Consider the following 15,262-nt stretch of genomic DNA (forward strand, 5'->3'; position numbering starts at 1 on the left):
GGGGCTGGCACCCTCTCCATGCCGACGCCCCCTCACCCAACCCTCTCCCCTCGGGGGAGAGGGTTGGGTGAGGGGGCGGGGCGGTCAGGCGAAGAACCGCGCGCCCTGCTCGGTCACCATCGCGTCAAGGCGCTGGTCGGTGGGTTCGATCGGCACCTCGGGCAGCTCCTGCGCGGCGAAGGCAAAGCCGATGGCCAGGGTCGGGCGGCGGGCGCGCAGGCCTTCCAGCGTGCGGTCGTAGAAGCCGCCGCCATAGCCGAGTCGGAAGCCGCGGCTGTCCCAACCGACAAGGGGCACGATCAGCACCTCGGGTTCGATCCACTCGCCGCTGGCCGGGATGAAGGCGCCGAACTCGCCTTCGACCATGGCGCAGCCCGGCGTCCATTGGCGAAAGCGCAGCGGCTGGCCCTTGCCCATGATGACCGGCACGCAGACCGGGCCGCGATGGGCGGCCATGGCGGGCAGCGGGTCGATTTCGGTGCGCATCGGCATGTAGCCGGCCAGCGGCTTGCCAGCATGGGGGGCAAGATGGGCGGCCAGCAGATCGGCGGCGGCACCCTGCCCGGCGGCAAAGGCCGATCTGCGGGCGGCGAAGGCAGCCTTGCGGGCGGCGGATTTCAGATCGGTCAGGGTCATAGCAGCAACATCGTGGCAAAGCCGAGGAAGGCGAGATAGCCCAGAACATCGGTGAGGGTGGTGACAAAGGTGCCCGAGGCCAGCGCGGGATCGAGGCCAAGGCGGTTGAGGCCCAGCGGCACCAGCACGCCGCCCAGCGCCGCCACGACCTGATTGGAGATCATCGCCATGCCCAGCACTAGGCCCAGCGTGACATCGCCGAAGATCAGGAAGGCGGCCAGGCTGAGGATCAGCGCCAGCGCCAGCCCGTTCAGCAGCCCCGCCCCCAATTCGCGCCGCACCACGCGGCGGGCGTTGGAGGAGGTGAGGTCGCGCGTCGCCAAGGCCCGCACCGACACGGCCAGCGATTGCGTGCCCGCGATGCCGCCGGTGGAGGCGACGATGGGCATGAGCGCGGCGAGGGTGACCAGCGTGGCGATGGTGCCTTCGAACAAGGAGATGACGAGGGCGGAAATCGAGGCGGTGAACAGGTTGATGATCAGCCAGGGCAGGCGTGAGCGCGCGGTGGCGATGGAGCCATCGGCGGGGCTGCTGTCATCGCCCACCCCGGCAAGGCGCAGCATGTCTTCCTCGTGTTCCTCGTCCAGCACGTTCATCGCGTCGTCGATGGTGATGACGCCGACAAGGCGGTCGTTCTCGTCCACCACCGGGCAGGAAATCAGGTGATACTGGTTGAAGATATAGGCGACTTCGGCTTCTTCCTCGGTCGCCTGCACGGTGCGGAAACTGTCTTCCTTCAACTCGCGCAGCGCCACATCGCGGCGGGTGGCCAGCATCCGGCCCAGCGTCACATAGCCCTGCGGCTTCATCCGCGGATCGACCAGGATCACATGATAGAACTGGTCGGGCAGATCGTCGGAGTTGCGCAGGAAATCAATGGTTTCGCCGACCGTCCAGTGTTCGGGGGCAACCACCACCTCGCGCTGCATCAGGCGGCCCGCCGAATATTCGGGATAGCCCATCGCCTGTTCGACGGCGACGCGGTCCGCCGCCTCCAGCGCGCCGAGGATCATCGCCTGTTGCGGGCCTTCGAGGTCTTCGAGGATGTCCACCACATCGTCGGTTTCCAGCTCGCGCACGGCTTCGGTCAGCACGTCGCGCGGCAGGGCGTCGATCACCTCTTCGCGGATGGATTCGTCGATTTCCGACAGGATCTCGCCGTCGATCTCGCCGGAATAGAGCCGCAGGAAATCGCGCCGGTCGGCGGGGCCGATCTGTTCCAGCAGGTCGGCGATGTCGGCGGCATGCAGCGGTTCCAGCAGTTCGGTCAGGCGGGGGGCATCGCCCGCCTCGACCGCATCGAGAATCGCGGCAACGCGGCGCGGGTCCAGCGCCTCTTCATCTTCCGCTTGCTGAACTGCCTTCGGTTCCGCCATTTTGCCTCCGCCGCGATTGCGCCGACCTTATGCGAAGCAGTTTCAAAGAAACAGGGTGATGCAGGAAATTTACCCGCGCGCGCAAAGGCCCTAGGTTGGGCGGGGTATAACCGGGGGTGCGCATGGCCGATCTTCTTCTGGGGCAGGTTCTGTCCTTCACCGCCGATCCGTTTTTCGCGGGGCCGGAGGCAGCGCGGCTGGACGAGGCGGTGCTGCTGGAGGCCGGGCGGATCGTGGCGGTGGGCGGGGCTGCGGCGTTGCGGCAGGCGCATCCGGCGGCGCGGGTGACGGATTACGGCGCCCGGCTGATTTCGGCGGGGTTTGTCGATGCGCATGTGCATTACCCGCAGACGGCGATCATCGCCAGTTGGGGCAAGCGGCTGATCGACTGGCTGAACAGCTATACCTTCCCCGAGGAGATGCGCTTTGCCGATGCGGGTTATGCGGCCGAGGTGGCGGGGCGCTATCTGGATCTGACGGCGGCCCATGGCACGACTTCGGTCTGTTCCTATTGCACGATCCATCCGGGGTCTGTCGATGCACTGATGGCGGCGGCGGCGGCGCGGGGGCAGCGGATCTGGGCGGGCAAGACCTGCATGGACCGCAACGCGCCCGACGGGCTGCGCGATACGGCGCAGACGGCCTATGACGACAGTGCGGCGCTGCTGGGCAAATGGCATGGCGTGGGGCGGCTGTCCTATGTGATCACGCCGCGATTCTCGCCGACCTCCACCCCGGAGCAGCTGGAGGCGATGGGGGCGCTGTGGGCAGAGAACCCCGATTGTCTGATGCAGACGCATCTGAGCGAGCAGTTGGACGAGATCGCCTGGGTGAAGGGGCTATTTCCGCAGGCGCGGGATTATCTGGAGACCTATGAGGCCTTCGGGTTGCTGGGGAAAGGCGGGCTGTATGGCCATGCGATCCATCTGGAAGAGCGCGAAAAGGCGCGGCTGCGCGAGGTAGATGCGAGCCTGATCCATTGCCCGACCTCCAACACCTTCATCGGGTCGGGGTTGTTCGACATGGGCGGGCTGAAGGCGGCGGGGCATCGGATCGGGTTGGCGACGGATACCGGGGGCGGGTCATCGTTTTCGATGCTGCGCACCATGGCTGCCGCCTATGAGGTGGGGCAGTTGCGCGGGCGGGCGCTGCATCCGGCGGAACTGTGGTGGCTGGCGACGCAAGGATCGGCGCAGAGCCTGCATGCGGGGCATCAGATCGGCAATATCGCGCCGGGGATGGAGGCGGATCTGGTGGTGATTGACCTTGCTTCCACCCCCGCCATCGCGCAGGCCACGGCGCGGGCAGAGACGCTGTGGCAGGCGGTGTTCCCGACGATCATGCTGGGCGATGACCGGGCGATTGCGGCGGTGTGGATCGGCGGGCGGGAAATGCAGAAGGCCGGGGGGTGAGCCCCGGCCTTCGCCATTCCGTTCCGCTGCGGGATCAGACCAGCAGCAGCGCGTTGCCGATGATCTGGAAATCCGCCACCGTGAAGCTGCCGGTCAGATCGACGTGGAAGTCGGCGCCCGCCGTACCGTCAAGGCCAAGGTGGATGCTGGTCACGCCGCCCGATTGCGACACGCTCAGCTCGCCGCCCATCAGGGTGGAGCCGTCGCCCGCGACAATCGTGCCAGTCAGCCCGACGCCGTTCAGCTTGATCATGTCGCCCGCTGCCGCATCGGTGATGCGGTCGCGCCCGGCATTGCCCACGTCGAAGATGAACTGGTCGGCCCCCGTGCCGCCGGTCAGGAAGTCGTTCCCGGCCCCGCCATTCAGGAAGTCGGTCCCGGCCCGACCGTTCAGGCTGTCGGTCTGATCGAAACCATAGACACGGTCGCTGCGCGCGCTGCCGAGGAAGTTGAACCGCTCGATATTGGCCATGTCGGCGGTATAGCTGCCATCGGAGGCCTGCAACCGGGTCCAGCCATTGCCCCAGTAGAACATCCGCACCCCGGCAGCGGCCAGAGAGGCATCCAGCGTCAGCGTATCGGTATCGGCCCCGCCATCGGCGCTTTCCACCAGACCCCGGCCCAGATGGATCACATCATCGCCAACGCCGGTGGAGAGCGCATCATTGCCGCTGGCCGCCGAAAGGTTGATGAAGTCGGCACCGCTGCCGGTGGCCAGCTGGATATTCTCGACCAGAGACAGCGTTGTACCGATGCCGGTCACCGTGCCATTGCCGGTACTGCTGAGCACGAGGCTGATATCGTCGGCAAAGGTCACATGGCTGCCGTTCCAGGTATCGTTGCCATCGCCGCCGAGGATCTTGTCCTTCCCGGCCGCGCCATACAGCATGTCATTGCCCGCGCCGCCATTCAGCACATCGTTCAGGTCGCCACCGCCCAAGGTGTCATTGGCAGAGCCGCCCTTGAGCGAGAAGCGGTCGAAGTTGATCCAGGTCAGATCTGCGCTGCCATCGGCCATGCTGTAGCGATACCAGCCGTTTCCAGCATAGACATTCGAGACCGAGGTGGTGGCGGTGTGGTAATCCAGCACAAGCAGGTCGATCTCGGCGCCGCCATCGGCGGTATCATGGCCCAAGCCCCCGCTGAACACGTCATTGCCGCCGTTCATCTGCACCCAGTCATCGCCATTGACGGTGGTGATCTTGTCATTGTCATTGCCGGTGATCAGGCTGACCCGTTCGATCCCTTTCACCGTCAGGCCGATGCCGGCCCCTTGTGCCTTGGTCTGGCTGGCCTTGGCCGAAAAGACCAACTTGCCCATGTCGATCAGGTCGGCGCTCCACAGGTCATTGCCCGTCAGGCCGTCGATGATGCCGGTGCCCTTGCCGCCCACCAGCGTATCGTCGCCGCTGCCGCCCACCAGCGTATCGCCAAGATTGCCGCCGACGAGATAGTCGTTCCCGGCGCCGCCCGCCAGGCGGAACTGTTCAAAGCCGATATAGGTGAGCCGGTCGCCGCTTTGCGCGGAATATTGATACCAGCCGTTGCTGACATAGCTGTTGGTGATGTGGAACCGCGGGTCGGTGATGGCGGACCAGTTCATCTCCAGCACATCGGTATCGCCCAAGCCACCGTCGGCACTGTCAACGCCGCGCCCGGTGATCACGAGATCGCGCCCGTCACCCGTGGCGAAGGTATCGTTGAACACACCGATCTGTGCAGCCACGGTATCGGCGGCATTGCCGCCGACATAGTTGATCCGCTCGATCCCCGAAAGCGTGGCGCCGGTATTGGTGGTCTGGGTCATCAGGTTGATGGTGGTGGCGCTGCCCCGGGCCGAGGTGTTGACATTCCACAGGTCCACGCCTGCATCGCCTGCCACCTTGTCGATGCCGGCGCCGCCATCCAGCGTGTCATTGCCGGTGCCGCCGATCAGCACATCATTCAGTGCGCCGCCGCCCAGCCAGTCGTCACCCGCGCCGCCGGTCAGCGAGTATTGTTCAAAGTTGATGAAATCGGTGCGCGCCAGCCCAGCCGCATCATAGCGATACCAGCCATTGCCAATATAGCTAAGCCGGATATCGGCATTGGTGTCGGTGATCGCCGACCAATCCATCACCAGCCGGTCGGTTCCTTCCTGTGCGTTGAGCACATCGAACCCCCGGCCCGCCGCCACCGTATCATTGCCACCGCCGGTATTGAGCACATCATTGCCCACCACCGCCGAGGTGTCGATGACATCATTGCCCAAGGCGGTGTTGAGGATGACCCGCTCGATCCCGGTCAGCACGGTATTGGACCCGCTGACCGTGGCATTGCCCGCCGCCGTCAGGGTCAGCCGGAAGGTGCCGCCCAGCGCCGCATAATCTGCAACCCATGTGTCATGCCCGTCGCCACCCGCCACGATGTCGGGGCCGCGCCCGCTTTCGATGCGGTCATTGCCGCGCCCGCCGATCAGCGTATCGGCCAAGGCCCCGCCGACCAGCAGATCGTCGCCGTCGCCGCCGGTCAGCCGGAAAATCTCGAAATTGATGAAATCCACACCGCTGAGAAAGTCATCGCTGTAGCGATACCAGCCCCACCCCGCATAGGTATAGGTCACGTCAGACCCGAGCGTGCCGTAGTTGACCACCAGCGTATCGGTGCCTTCGCCCCCGTCTACACTGTAAAACCCGGTCGGGCCGACCGTGACTGTATTGTTTCCGCCATCTGTCGGAATTCCGGTGATGCTCATGATGCTCCCTCCCATGGCAAAAGATGGAATCACCATGACACCCATAATGCAGACGCGCTTTGATTTATGCCAAAGCGCGAATATCTGGATGTGATAAAATTATAGGCGGATTTTGTCTCGCCATCCGGCGCTGCGAAGGTCAGTCTTCCAGCAGGCCCCAGCCATCGGGGGTGAAATCGAAGGTCAGGGCGATTTCGGTGGCACGTTTTTCATGCTGCCAGATGGTGTCCGCCGTGACCGTCACCGGCCCGATCATCGCATCCAGCAGTTCGGCCTCGTCATCGCGGCTGGTGCGGAAGCCTGCGGCCTCCAGCGCCTTCTGCACGCCATCCCAATCGGCATCGACCTCTTCAGGGTAGAATTGATAGGTGATGACGGCGACGGCGGGGGCATCGGCGGCGAAGGCCTCGAAGCTTTCGAAGGTTTCGGCGCGTTGGGCTTTGTAGTCGTGGCTCATGGGGTCCTCCCGGCGGTTTTGAGGGTGATGCCCCAGCCTCGCCGGGCGCGCAAGGGTCAGAGCCCGGCGAGGCGGGCGGCCAGCCGGTTCTGCCGTTCGATCACCAGGGGCAGGTCGATGGTGGTGATCTGCCCGCCCTGCACCACCAGCCGCCCCTCGACGAACAGGTCGCGCACCCGGGTCGGGCCGCAGAGCAGCAGGGCCGCGACCGGATCCCAGGCCCCTGCCGCCTCGATCCCGCGCAGGTCCCAGATCGCCAGATCGGCGCGTTTGCCGGGTTCAAGGCTGCCGCAATCGGGCCGGCCCAGCACCTGCGCGCCCCCCCGCGTGGCAATCTCCAGCGCCTCGCGCACGCTCATCGCATCGGCGCCGTTGGCCACGCGCTGCAACAGCATGGCCTGCCGCGCCTCGGCCAGCAGATTGCCCGCGTCGTTGGAGGCGGAGCCATCGACCCCCAGCGCCACCTTCACCCCCCGGTCGCGCATCTGCCGCACCGGCGCGATGCCGGACCCGAGCCGACAGTTGGAACAGGGGCAATGCGCCACCCCGGTGCCAGAGCGCGCGAACAGGTCCATCTCGGCCCCGTCCAGTTTCACGCAATGGGCGTGCCAGACATCGGCGCCGGTCCAGCCCAGATCTTCGGCATATTGGCCGGGGCGGCAGCCGAACTGTGCGAGGCTATAGGCGATGTCCTCGTCATTCTCGGCCAGATGGGTGTGCAGCATGACGCCCTTGTCACGCGCCAGCAGCGCCGCCTCGCGCATCAGATCGCGGCTGACGGAAAACGGCGAACAAGGGGCCAAGCCCACCCGGACCATCGCGCCCTCGTCCGGGTCGTGGAAGGCATCGACCACGCGGAGGCAATCCTCCAGGATCGCAGCCTCCCGCTCCACCAGACTGTCGGGCGGCAGGCCCCCGGCGCTTTCGCCGATGCTCATCGCGCCGCGGGTGGGGTGAAAGCGCAGCCCCACTTCGGCCGCCGCCGCAATCGTATCATCCAGCCGCGCGCCGTTGGGATAGAGATACAGATGATCCGAGGTCAGCGTGCAGCCCGACAGCGCCAGTTCCGCCAGCCCGATCTGGGCGGAGACGAACATCTCCTCCGGTCCGAAGCGGCCCCAGATCGGGTAAAGCGTCTTCAGCCAGCCGAACAGCAGTGCGTCCTGCCCGCCCGGCACCGCGCGGGTCAGCGTCTGGTACAGGTGGTGATGGGTGTTCACCAGACCGGGCGTAACCACACAGCCCGCCGCCTCGACCACGCGGCCCGTGGTCTGCAGCCCCTGCCCCACCGCCGCGATCACCCCGCCACGGATCAGCACATCGCCGCCCGCAATCTCGCGCCGTGCCGCGTCCATGGTCACCACCACCGCCGCGCCCCGGATCAGAATTTCAGTCATGCCAAGCCCCATGTTCCACCCCCCTTCGGTGGAACCCAAGGGCGCAGGACAGAAGGGGGAAGGACTCCCGCGCCACGTCCAGCCTAGCGCAGCGCGCCGCAGCGCGGCAAGCCCGCCCTGCCCTTCTTCTTTGCGAAAATACTCCCGGGGGTCCGGGGGCAGGCAGCCCCCGGCGGCACCGCCAGCGCCCTCGGGCCTGATGTGGGCACCCGGCCCGAACCCGCCATGGCAATGCCGCCCGAGGGGGCTCGATGCCCCCGAGGGCGGCGCCCCCGGGCGGGATCAGCCCGCCAGCACCACCAGCGCCGCCGCGTGAATCCCGGGATTTGCGGCCGCCAGCACCCGCCCGCCCTGATGCGCGGGGGCGCCGGTCCAATCCGTCACCACACCGCCCGCCGCTTCGATCACCGCGATGGGCGCCTGCACATCATAGGCCTGCAACCCGGCCTCGACCACGAGGTCGATATGCCCGGCCGCCAGCAACGCATAGGCATAGCAATCGGTGCCGTAGCGCGTCAGCCGGCACTGCTTTGCCAGGCGGTGAAACGCGGCGCCTTCCTCGGGCGTGCCGACCTCGGGGAAGGTGGACAGGATCAGCGCCTCGGCCAGCGGGCGCGGGGCGCGGGTGCGCAAGGGGCGCGTCCAATGCGGGCCTGCCATGCGGGCGATGCCGAAGCCGCCCTCGAACCGCTCGCCGATATAGGGCTGATCGATCAGGCCATAAAGGGGGCCGCTGTCATCCGCGACCGAGATCAGCACGCCCCAAGTGGGGGTGCCCGCCAGAAACGACCGCGTGCCATCCACCGGGTCCAGCACCCAGGTCAGCCCGCTGCTGCCCGCCTGCTGCCCCATTTCTTCGCCCAGGATCGCATCGTCGGGCCGCCGCCGCGCCAGAATCTCGCGCATCCGCAGTTCGGACTGCCGGTCGGCGATGGTGACCGGATCGAAGCGTTCGGTTTCCTTGGTGTCTGCCGTCAGATCGGGCGCACGAAAATGCGCGAGAGTCGCCTCTCGCGCGGCATCTGCCAGTTCATGCGCCACCGAAATCAGTTCGCGCTGCAGTTCTGCCGAAACCTGTGCCATGGCCTGCCCCTTGCTGTTTCCCTTCGGCGCTAGCGCGTCCGGCACAACAGGTCAAGCGGCGCGGGCGCTGATGCGCGCTGCGCCTTGGCCCCCCGGTTTTCCCTGTTCAGGCGGCGTCGCTCAGCACGCGGGCCAGATCGAACAGACGGCGGCGTTGCGCCTCGGGGATCGCGTAATAGGACCGCACCAGTTCCAGCGCTTCCTTGTCGGCCAGAATATCGCCGGTGACCGGCGAGGGCGCCTCGCGGGCTTCGTCAATGCCCTCGAAGAAGAAACCGATGTTCACGCCCAGCGTTTCAGCGATGTCCCACAGGCGGGAGGCGCTCACGCGGTTCATGCCGGTTTCATATTTCTGGATCTGCTGGAACTTGATGCCCACCCGATCCGCCAGCTGTTGTTGCGTCATCCCCACCATCCAGCGGCGGTGACGGATTCGCTTGCCAACATGTGCATCAACGGGGTGCTTCATGTTCTTACTCCTCTTATATACCCAACTATACCCAACCGTCCCGTTCGGGGATCGGCCCGCGCAGCCTTAACGGGAAATCTCACCAAATGACTCTTGCATTTTTCACTTCGCGTGTGAACCGGCAACCTGTCTTTTTGTATAGTTCATAGTTATACAAATGTGGAATTTCGCGAGGACAGGGCCGGTTGCACGGCGGCGCGGGCACTCATCCCCTGCGTTCATCGGCGCCCCGCCCTGCTATGGCACGGAAAACGCGGGCAAAGAGCGGCGCGCGCGCGAATCACACAAAGGGATGACTGGACAGCGGCGGCCCGCCCGCTAGTGTCGCCGCAGCCGCGATGAACAGAGGAGGGCAGACATGCAGGCGTTTCAGGTCAGCGAAATCGGCACCCCGCCTGCCTTTGTGGCGCAGACTCTGCCAGATCCGGGGGTAGGAGAGATTCGGGTGGCAGTGGCGGCCTGCGGGTTGAACTTCGCCGATCTGCTGATGATCGAGGGCAAGTATCAGGATACGCCCACCGCCCCCTTCACGCTGGGGATGGAGCTTGCGGGCACGGTAACGGCGGTCGGCCCCGGGGTCAGCGGCTTTGCGCCGGGCGACCGGGTGGCGGCCTTCACCGGGCAGGGCGGCCTTGCCCCCGCGGCGAATGTCGCGGCAAGCCGGTGCCTGAAGCTGCCCGAGGGGATGGATTTCGTGCAGGCCGCCGCGTTCCAGATCGCCTATGGCACCTCGCATCTGGCGCTGGATTACAAGGCGCGGCTGCAACCGGGGGAAACTCTGTTCGTCACCGGGGCTGCGGGCGGTGTGGGGTTGACGGCGGTCGAGATCGGCAAGCGGATGGGGGCGCGGGTCATCGCCTCGGTGCGCGGGGCCGAGAAGATGGCGGCGGCGCGGGCGGCGGGCGCGGACGAGGTGATTGACAGCGCGGCGCCGGATCTGCGCGGCGCGCTGAAGGCGTTGGGCGGGGTGGATGTGGTCTATGACACCGTCGGCGGCGATGCCTTCCTGGACGCGCTGCGCGCCACCCGGCCCGAGGGGCGGCTGCTGACCATCGGCTTTGCGGGCGGCGGCGTGCCGCAGATTCCGGCCAATCTGCTGCTGGTCAAGAACCTGAGCGTGATCGGGCTGTATTGGGGCGGCTATCTGCGCTTCAACCCCACGGTGCTGACCGCCAGCCTTGCCACGCTGGCGGCGTGGATCGCCGCGGGGGCGCTGAAGCCGCATGTCAGCAATGTCTTCCCGCTGGCCGAAGCCGAGGCGGCGCTGGCCTGCCTGCGCGAGCGGCGGTCCACCGGCAAGGTGGTGGTGGTGACGGGCTGAGCCTGCGAGCTCAGAGGTCGGTGGCCACGGCGAACACCGTGTCGATCATCGCCTGCGTGCCGCGCGAAAATTCCAGCGGGCAGCCATAGGGGGTGCCGTCGCGCAGGCTGCGCCCGAACGCCTCGACCTGCAGGACATATTGGTTCACGGCAGGGAAGCGGAAGATTTCGGCTTGCGCGCCCGTGCGGTGCAGTTCCACCCGCGCCTCGCCGAACAGCCCGGCGTTGAAGGGTGCTGTCAGCCGGATCAGGCCGGTTTCGCCCTGGAACACCACCTCTTGCCGGGGGAACAGCCGCATCGAGGTCATGGCGGAATAGGTGAAGCGGCCGGTCGGCCCGTCCATCTCGCCCGTCACCTGCGCCCAGGTGTCCACCCCGTTTTCGCGCCGCAGCCGCGCCTGCAGCGCCACGGGCTCTGCCCCCGTCGCAAAGCGGACCGATCCATAGGTGTAGACGCCAATGTCGCGGATGCCGCCGCCGCCGGTTTCGGGGCGGTTGCGGATATTGCCCGGCTCGGCGCGGTTGTCATAGCTGAAGGCGGTATCGACATGATCGACCTGCCCGATCGCGCCTGCGGCGATCAGGGCGCGGGTCTTGAGCCATTGCGGGTGATGCACGATCATATAGGCCTCGGCCACCAGCAGGCCCGAGGCGTCGCGGGCGGCGATGAGCTGATCGAACGCGGCGGCCTGCATCGCCATGGGCTTTTCGGTCAGCACATGTTTACCCGCCGCAATCGCCTTCAGCGACCAGTCCAGATGCAGGTGGTTGGGCAGGGGGATATAGACGGCGTCGATGGTGGGATCGGCCAGCAGCGCGTCGTAGCTGTCATGGAGGGTCAGGCCGGGGCAGAACGCGCGGAAGGCCGCGGTTTTTTCAGGGCTGGAGGTGGCCAGCGCCGCCAGTTCGGCGCCGCGCGCCGCGTGGATTGCCGGCCCCATATGGTCCAGCGCGAATTTCGCAGCGCCCAGAATTCCCCAACGCACGGTCATGTCCGCCCTCCCCTTGGTTGACGGCGCGACGCTAGGATGGGCGGGGCCGGGATGCAACGGAAATGATTGCGCTAACGGGTGGGGCTGCCCCCTCACCCTGCCCTCTCCCCCTCACCCTACCCTCTCCCCCGGGGGGAGAGGGTGGCGTGGCGCTGTTTCATCGACCGAGGTGCCTTGCCCCGCGCGGCAGCCCTCCGGGCTGGGTGGAAAACAGCGTCAGGCGATGCGGCGCAGGCGCAGATAGGTCATCAACCCCAGCGGCGGCAGGGCGTCTTCTTCCACCAGGTGCAGCCGCGCATCGCCCAGCACGCGGGCGCGGGCGAAATCGCTGTGCCAGCCCAGCAGATCGGACAGCGGCGCGAACAGCCGTTCCAGCCGCGCCAGCGCGCCCGAGCCTTCGGCGGCGAAATGGTTGACGATCAGCACATGGCCGCCGATCCGGCAGACGCGCGCCATTTCGGACAGCACCCGCTCCGGCTCTGGCACCACCGACATGATGTGCATGGCGCAGACGGTGTCGAAGCTTTCATCGGCAAAGGCGAGGCTGCGGGCATCCATCTGGCGCAGTTCCGCCACCTGGGTCAGCTTCTGCTCGGCCACCTTTTCGCGCGCCTTGGCCAGCATCTCGTCCGAGAAATCGACGCCGGTCACCTGCATGTGCGGCGCGTAGAATTGCAGCGCAAGGCCGGTGCCCACACCCACTTCCAGCGCCGTGCCCCCCACCCGGTTGGCAAAGCCCGTCGCCCGGCGGCGCCCGGCATGGGTCATCGCGCCGAATGTATGGTCATAGACCGGCGCCCAGCGGGCATAACTTTTGGCGACGGCCTCAATGTCCATCAGGCAAGTCCTCTTCCACTTCCAGATCAGCAGGTTTCGGGGCGCGTCGGAACAGGCTCACCACCACGATGGACGCATAGACCAGATCCAGGGCGACCAGCGTCGCCCAAGGATAGGCCAGCAGCGCCGCGACCAGCGCGGCAAAGCCGACAAAGACGTAGCGCACATATTCGGCCTGAAAGCTGAGCTTCTTGAACGAGGGCGTGCGGAATCGCCCGATCATCATGGCGCCGACAAAGGCCAAGTAAAGCGCAATCAGCCCGTCATTGAACGGCTGCGGCTTGTCCAGCGCGAAGGCCACGAACATCGGCAGAAAGGCCAGCAGGGCGCCTGCAGGCGAGGGCACGCCCTGAAAGCCCGATTTCTCGGCCCCCTTGTCGATCGCCCGGTTGCCGATGTTGAAGCGCGCCAGCCGCAACAGGCAGGAGACGACATAGATCAGCACCGCGATCCACCCGGCCGAGCGCATGTCCTGCAAGGCCCAAAGCCAGATGATCAGCCCCGGCGCCACGCCGAAGTTGACGAAATCGCACAGGCTGTCCAGTTCGGCGCCGATCTGGCTTTCGCTGCGCAACAGGCGGGCCAGACGCCCGTCCAGCCCGTCCATGATCGCGGCCAGCAGGATCAGCAGCAGCGCTGCGTGAAACTCCCCCTCCACCGCGAAGCGGATCGCCGTCACCCCGGCGCAGAGCGCGCCGACGGTGAGCATGTTCGGCAAGATGCCTGCCAGCGACAGGCGGCGTCCAGGCGGGGATGCAGGCTCCATGGCTTACACCATCTTTGCAAAGCGCTGCGGCAGATCGCGGCCCAGTTCGGCCATGACGGTTTCGCCCGCGACCATGTTCTGGCCCAGCGCCACCAGCGGCACCACGCCTTCGGGCAGATAGACATCGACGCGGCTGCCGAAGCGGATCAGGCCAAAACGCTCGCCGGTTTTCAGCCCCTGCCCTTCGGTGGCGAAGGGCACGATGCGGCGGGCCACAAGGCCCGCGATCTGCACCACGGCGATCTGGCGGCCATCGGCCAGTTCGAGGCACAGCGAATTGCGTTCGTTATCGACCGAGGCCTTGTCGAGCGAGGCATTGAGGAATTTGCCGGGGCGATACGCCATCTTCACCAGCCGACCGGCGATCGGCGCGCGGTTCACATGGCAGTTCCAGACCGACATGAACACCGACACGCGCAGCAGCGCCTCGGGCCCCATGCCCAGTTCGGCGGGCGGCACGGCGCGTTCGATCAGCGACACCACACCATCGGCGGGCGAGACCATCAGCCCCTCGCCCTGCGGCACGGCGCGTTTGGGGTCGCGGAAGAAGTAATAGCACCAGACGGTCAGGCCAACGCCCACCCAACCCAGCGGCTCCCAGATCCAGAACAGGATCAGCGTCGCCAGCGCGAAGGCCCCGACGAATTTGTAGCCCTCCGGGTGCATCGGTTTGAGGAAAGTGCCCAGCATGGTCATGGTCGGTCGTCCTTCTGTATCCGTTGCGCCAGAGGTAACCAGAGCCCCCCGAAGGTTCAACCGAACCGGCAACAGAATACGACGCTTTGGACAGCATAAGCGACGCCAAGTAAAGAGGCTGCGCAGATTTCCTCTGCGCAGCCCCGAATTTCACCCCTGTTGCGGCGGCGGGCCGCTCAGGCCGAGGTCAGACAGACGCCAACATGCCCTTGGCCTGCGCCAGTTCGCGCATCTTCAGTTGCAGCTTTTCGAAGGCACGCACCTCGATCTGGCGGATGCGTTCGCGGGACACGCCATAGGATTCGGACAGCTCTTCCAGCGTCACCGGCTCGTCGGCCAGACGGCGCTGCACGAGGATGTCTTTTTCGCGGTCGTTCAGCACGCTCATCGCCTGCACCAGCAGTTCGCGCCTTGCGTCCAGCTCGTCCTTTTCGGCATAGGCGCCGGCCTGATCGCTGTCTTCATCCTCCAGCCAGTCCTGCCATTGGGTGGAGCCGTCGCCATCGCTGCCCACCGTGGCATTGAGCGAGGCATCCGCCCCGGCCAGACGGCGGTTCATGTCGATCACCTCGGTTTCAGTGACCGACAGATCCTTGGCGATTCGGGCCACGTTTTCGGGGCGCAGGTCGCCCTCTTCCAGCGCGCCCAGTTTGGCCTTGGCCTTGCGCAGGTTGAAGAACAGCTTCTTCTGCGCCGAGGTGGTGCCCAGTTTCACCAGGCTCCACGAGCGCAGGATGTATTCCTGAATCGCGGCGCGGATCCACCACATGGCATAGGTCGCGAGGCGGAAGCCCTTTTCGGGATCGAAGCGCTTGACCGCCTGCATCAGCCCGACATTCGCCTCGGAGATCACCTCGGCCTGTGGCAGGCCGTAGCCGCGATAGCCCATGGCGATCTTGGCGGCGAGCCGCAGATGCGAGGTGACGAGCCGGTGCGCCGAGGCCGAATCCTGATGATCGACCCAGGCCTTGGCGAGCATGTATTCCTCTTCCGGCTCCAGCAGGGGAAACTTGCGGATCTCCTGCATGTAGCGGTTCAGGCCCTGTTCCGGGCTTGGTGCGGGAAGATTGGTATAGGTGCTCATTCT

14 protein-coding genes are annotated in these 15,262 nt (G+C 66.2%); 2 read left to right on the plus strand and 12 right to left on the minus strand.

Annotated elements, in window-relative coordinates:
• Nucleotides 1–84: 84 nt before the first annotated feature.
• The gene (locus BMX43_RS06970; protein WP_091299239.1) at nt 85–636 is read right to left on the minus strand and encodes a 5-formyltetrahydrofolate cyclo-ligase; all 552 of its coding nucleotides are present in this window, start codon (nt 634–636) and stop codon (nt 85–87) included.
• The gene (mgtE, locus tag BMX43_RS06975) at nt 633–2,012 is read right to left on the minus strand and encodes a magnesium transporter (protein WP_091299243.1); all 1,380 of its coding nucleotides are present in this window, start codon (nt 2,010–2,012) and stop codon (nt 633–635) included. The genes BMX43_RS06970 and mgtE overlap by 4 nt, the downstream gene beginning before the upstream one ends.
• Before the next feature lie 122 nt (nt 2,013–2,134).
• Here mgtE and guaD point away from each other — a divergent pair, with 122 nt between their 5' ends.
• Nucleotides 2,135–3,424 (plus strand): guanine deaminase, encoded by a 1,290-nt coding sequence (guaD, locus tag BMX43_RS06980; RefSeq protein ID WP_091299246.1) that lies wholly within the window; start codon nt 2,135–2,137, stop codon nt 3,422–3,424.
• A gap of 34 nt (nt 3,425–3,458) precedes the next feature.
• On the opposite strand, the gene BMX43_RS19780 is transcribed toward guaD, so the two are convergent.
• The 5 genes from BMX43_RS19780 to BMX43_RS07005 all read right to left on the minus strand — a co-directional run bounded on the left by BMX43_RS19780 (nt 3,459) and on the right by BMX43_RS07005 (nt 9,564).
• Nucleotides 3,459–6,158: a beta strand repeat-containing protein gene (locus BMX43_RS19780; protein ID WP_175482046.1), complete on the minus strand. Its 2,700-nt coding sequence runs from the start codon at nt 6,156–6,158 to the stop codon at nt 3,459–3,461.
• Nucleotides 6,159–6,297: 139 nt separating this feature from the next.
• Nucleotides 6,298–6,615 carry a ribonuclease E inhibitor RraB gene (locus BMX43_RS06990; protein WP_091299249.1) on the minus strand — a complete coding sequence of 106 codons (318 nt, stop codon included), beginning with the start codon at nt 6,613–6,615 and terminating at the stop codon, nt 6,298–6,300.
• A gap of 56 nt (nt 6,616–6,671) precedes the next feature.
• Nucleotides 6,672–8,012, minus strand: coding sequence for an 8-oxoguanine deaminase (locus tag BMX43_RS06995; protein WP_091300123.1), 1,341 nt, complete (start codon nt 8,010–8,012; stop codon nt 6,672–6,674).
• A 282-nt stretch (nt 8,013–8,294) separates the two neighbouring features.
• A complete protein-coding gene (locus tag BMX43_RS07000; RefSeq protein ID WP_091299252.1) occupies nt 8,295–9,095 on the minus strand; it encodes an inositol monophosphatase family protein in 801 nt (266 codons plus the stop codon).
• Nucleotides 9,096–9,201: 106 nt separating this feature from the next.
• Nucleotides 9,202–9,564: a helix-turn-helix domain-containing protein gene (locus BMX43_RS07005; RefSeq protein WP_091299254.1), complete on the minus strand. Its 363-nt coding sequence runs from the start codon at nt 9,562–9,564 to the stop codon at nt 9,202–9,204.
• Nucleotides 9,565–9,922: 358 nt separating this feature from the next.
• On the opposite strand from BMX43_RS07005, the gene BMX43_RS07010 reads away from it, so the two are divergent.
• The gene (locus BMX43_RS07010; RefSeq protein ID WP_091299257.1) at nt 9,923–10,885 is read left to right on the plus strand and encodes an NADPH:quinone oxidoreductase family protein; all 963 of its coding nucleotides are present in this window, start codon (nt 9,923–9,925) and stop codon (nt 10,883–10,885) included.
• A gap of 10 nt (nt 10,886–10,895) precedes the next feature.
• On the opposite strand, the gene BMX43_RS07015 is transcribed toward BMX43_RS07010, so the two are convergent.
• The 5 genes from BMX43_RS07015 to rpoH all read right to left on the minus strand — a co-directional run bounded on the left by BMX43_RS07015 (nt 10,896) and on the right by rpoH (nt 15,259).
• The gene (locus tag BMX43_RS07015; RefSeq protein WP_091299260.1) at nt 10,896–11,876 is read right to left on the minus strand and encodes a Gfo/Idh/MocA family protein; all 981 of its coding nucleotides are present in this window, start codon (nt 11,874–11,876) and stop codon (nt 10,896–10,898) included.
• A 216-nt stretch (nt 11,877–12,092) separates the two neighbouring features.
• On the minus strand, nt 12,093–12,713 hold the full coding sequence (locus BMX43_RS07020; RefSeq protein WP_091299262.1) for a class I SAM-dependent methyltransferase: 621 nt from the start codon (nt 12,711–12,713) through the stop codon (nt 12,093–12,095).
• Complete coding sequence (locus tag BMX43_RS07025; RefSeq protein ID WP_091299266.1) at nt 12,703–13,479, minus strand: CDP-alcohol phosphatidyltransferase family protein; 777 nt, start codon at nt 13,477–13,479, stop codon at nt 12,703–12,705. Before BMX43_RS07025 ends, BMX43_RS07020 begins: the two co-directional genes overlap by 11 nt.
• A 3-nt stretch (nt 13,480–13,482) precedes the next feature.
• Nucleotides 13,483–14,175: a phosphatidylserine decarboxylase gene (locus BMX43_RS07030; RefSeq protein ID WP_091299268.1), complete on the minus strand. Its 693-nt coding sequence runs from the start codon at nt 14,173–14,175 to the stop codon at nt 13,483–13,485.
• A gap of 187 nt (nt 14,176–14,362) precedes the next feature.
• Complete coding sequence (gene rpoH, locus BMX43_RS07035; RefSeq protein ID WP_091299271.1) at nt 14,363–15,259, minus strand: RNA polymerase sigma factor RpoH; 897 nt, start codon at nt 15,257–15,259, stop codon at nt 14,363–14,365.
• Nucleotides 15,260–15,262 lie beyond the last annotated feature (3 nt).

This window comes from Gemmobacter aquatilis (genome assembly GCF_900110025.1).
Lineage (GTDB): Bacteria > Pseudomonadota > Alphaproteobacteria > Rhodobacterales > Rhodobacteraceae > Gemmobacter > Gemmobacter aquatilis.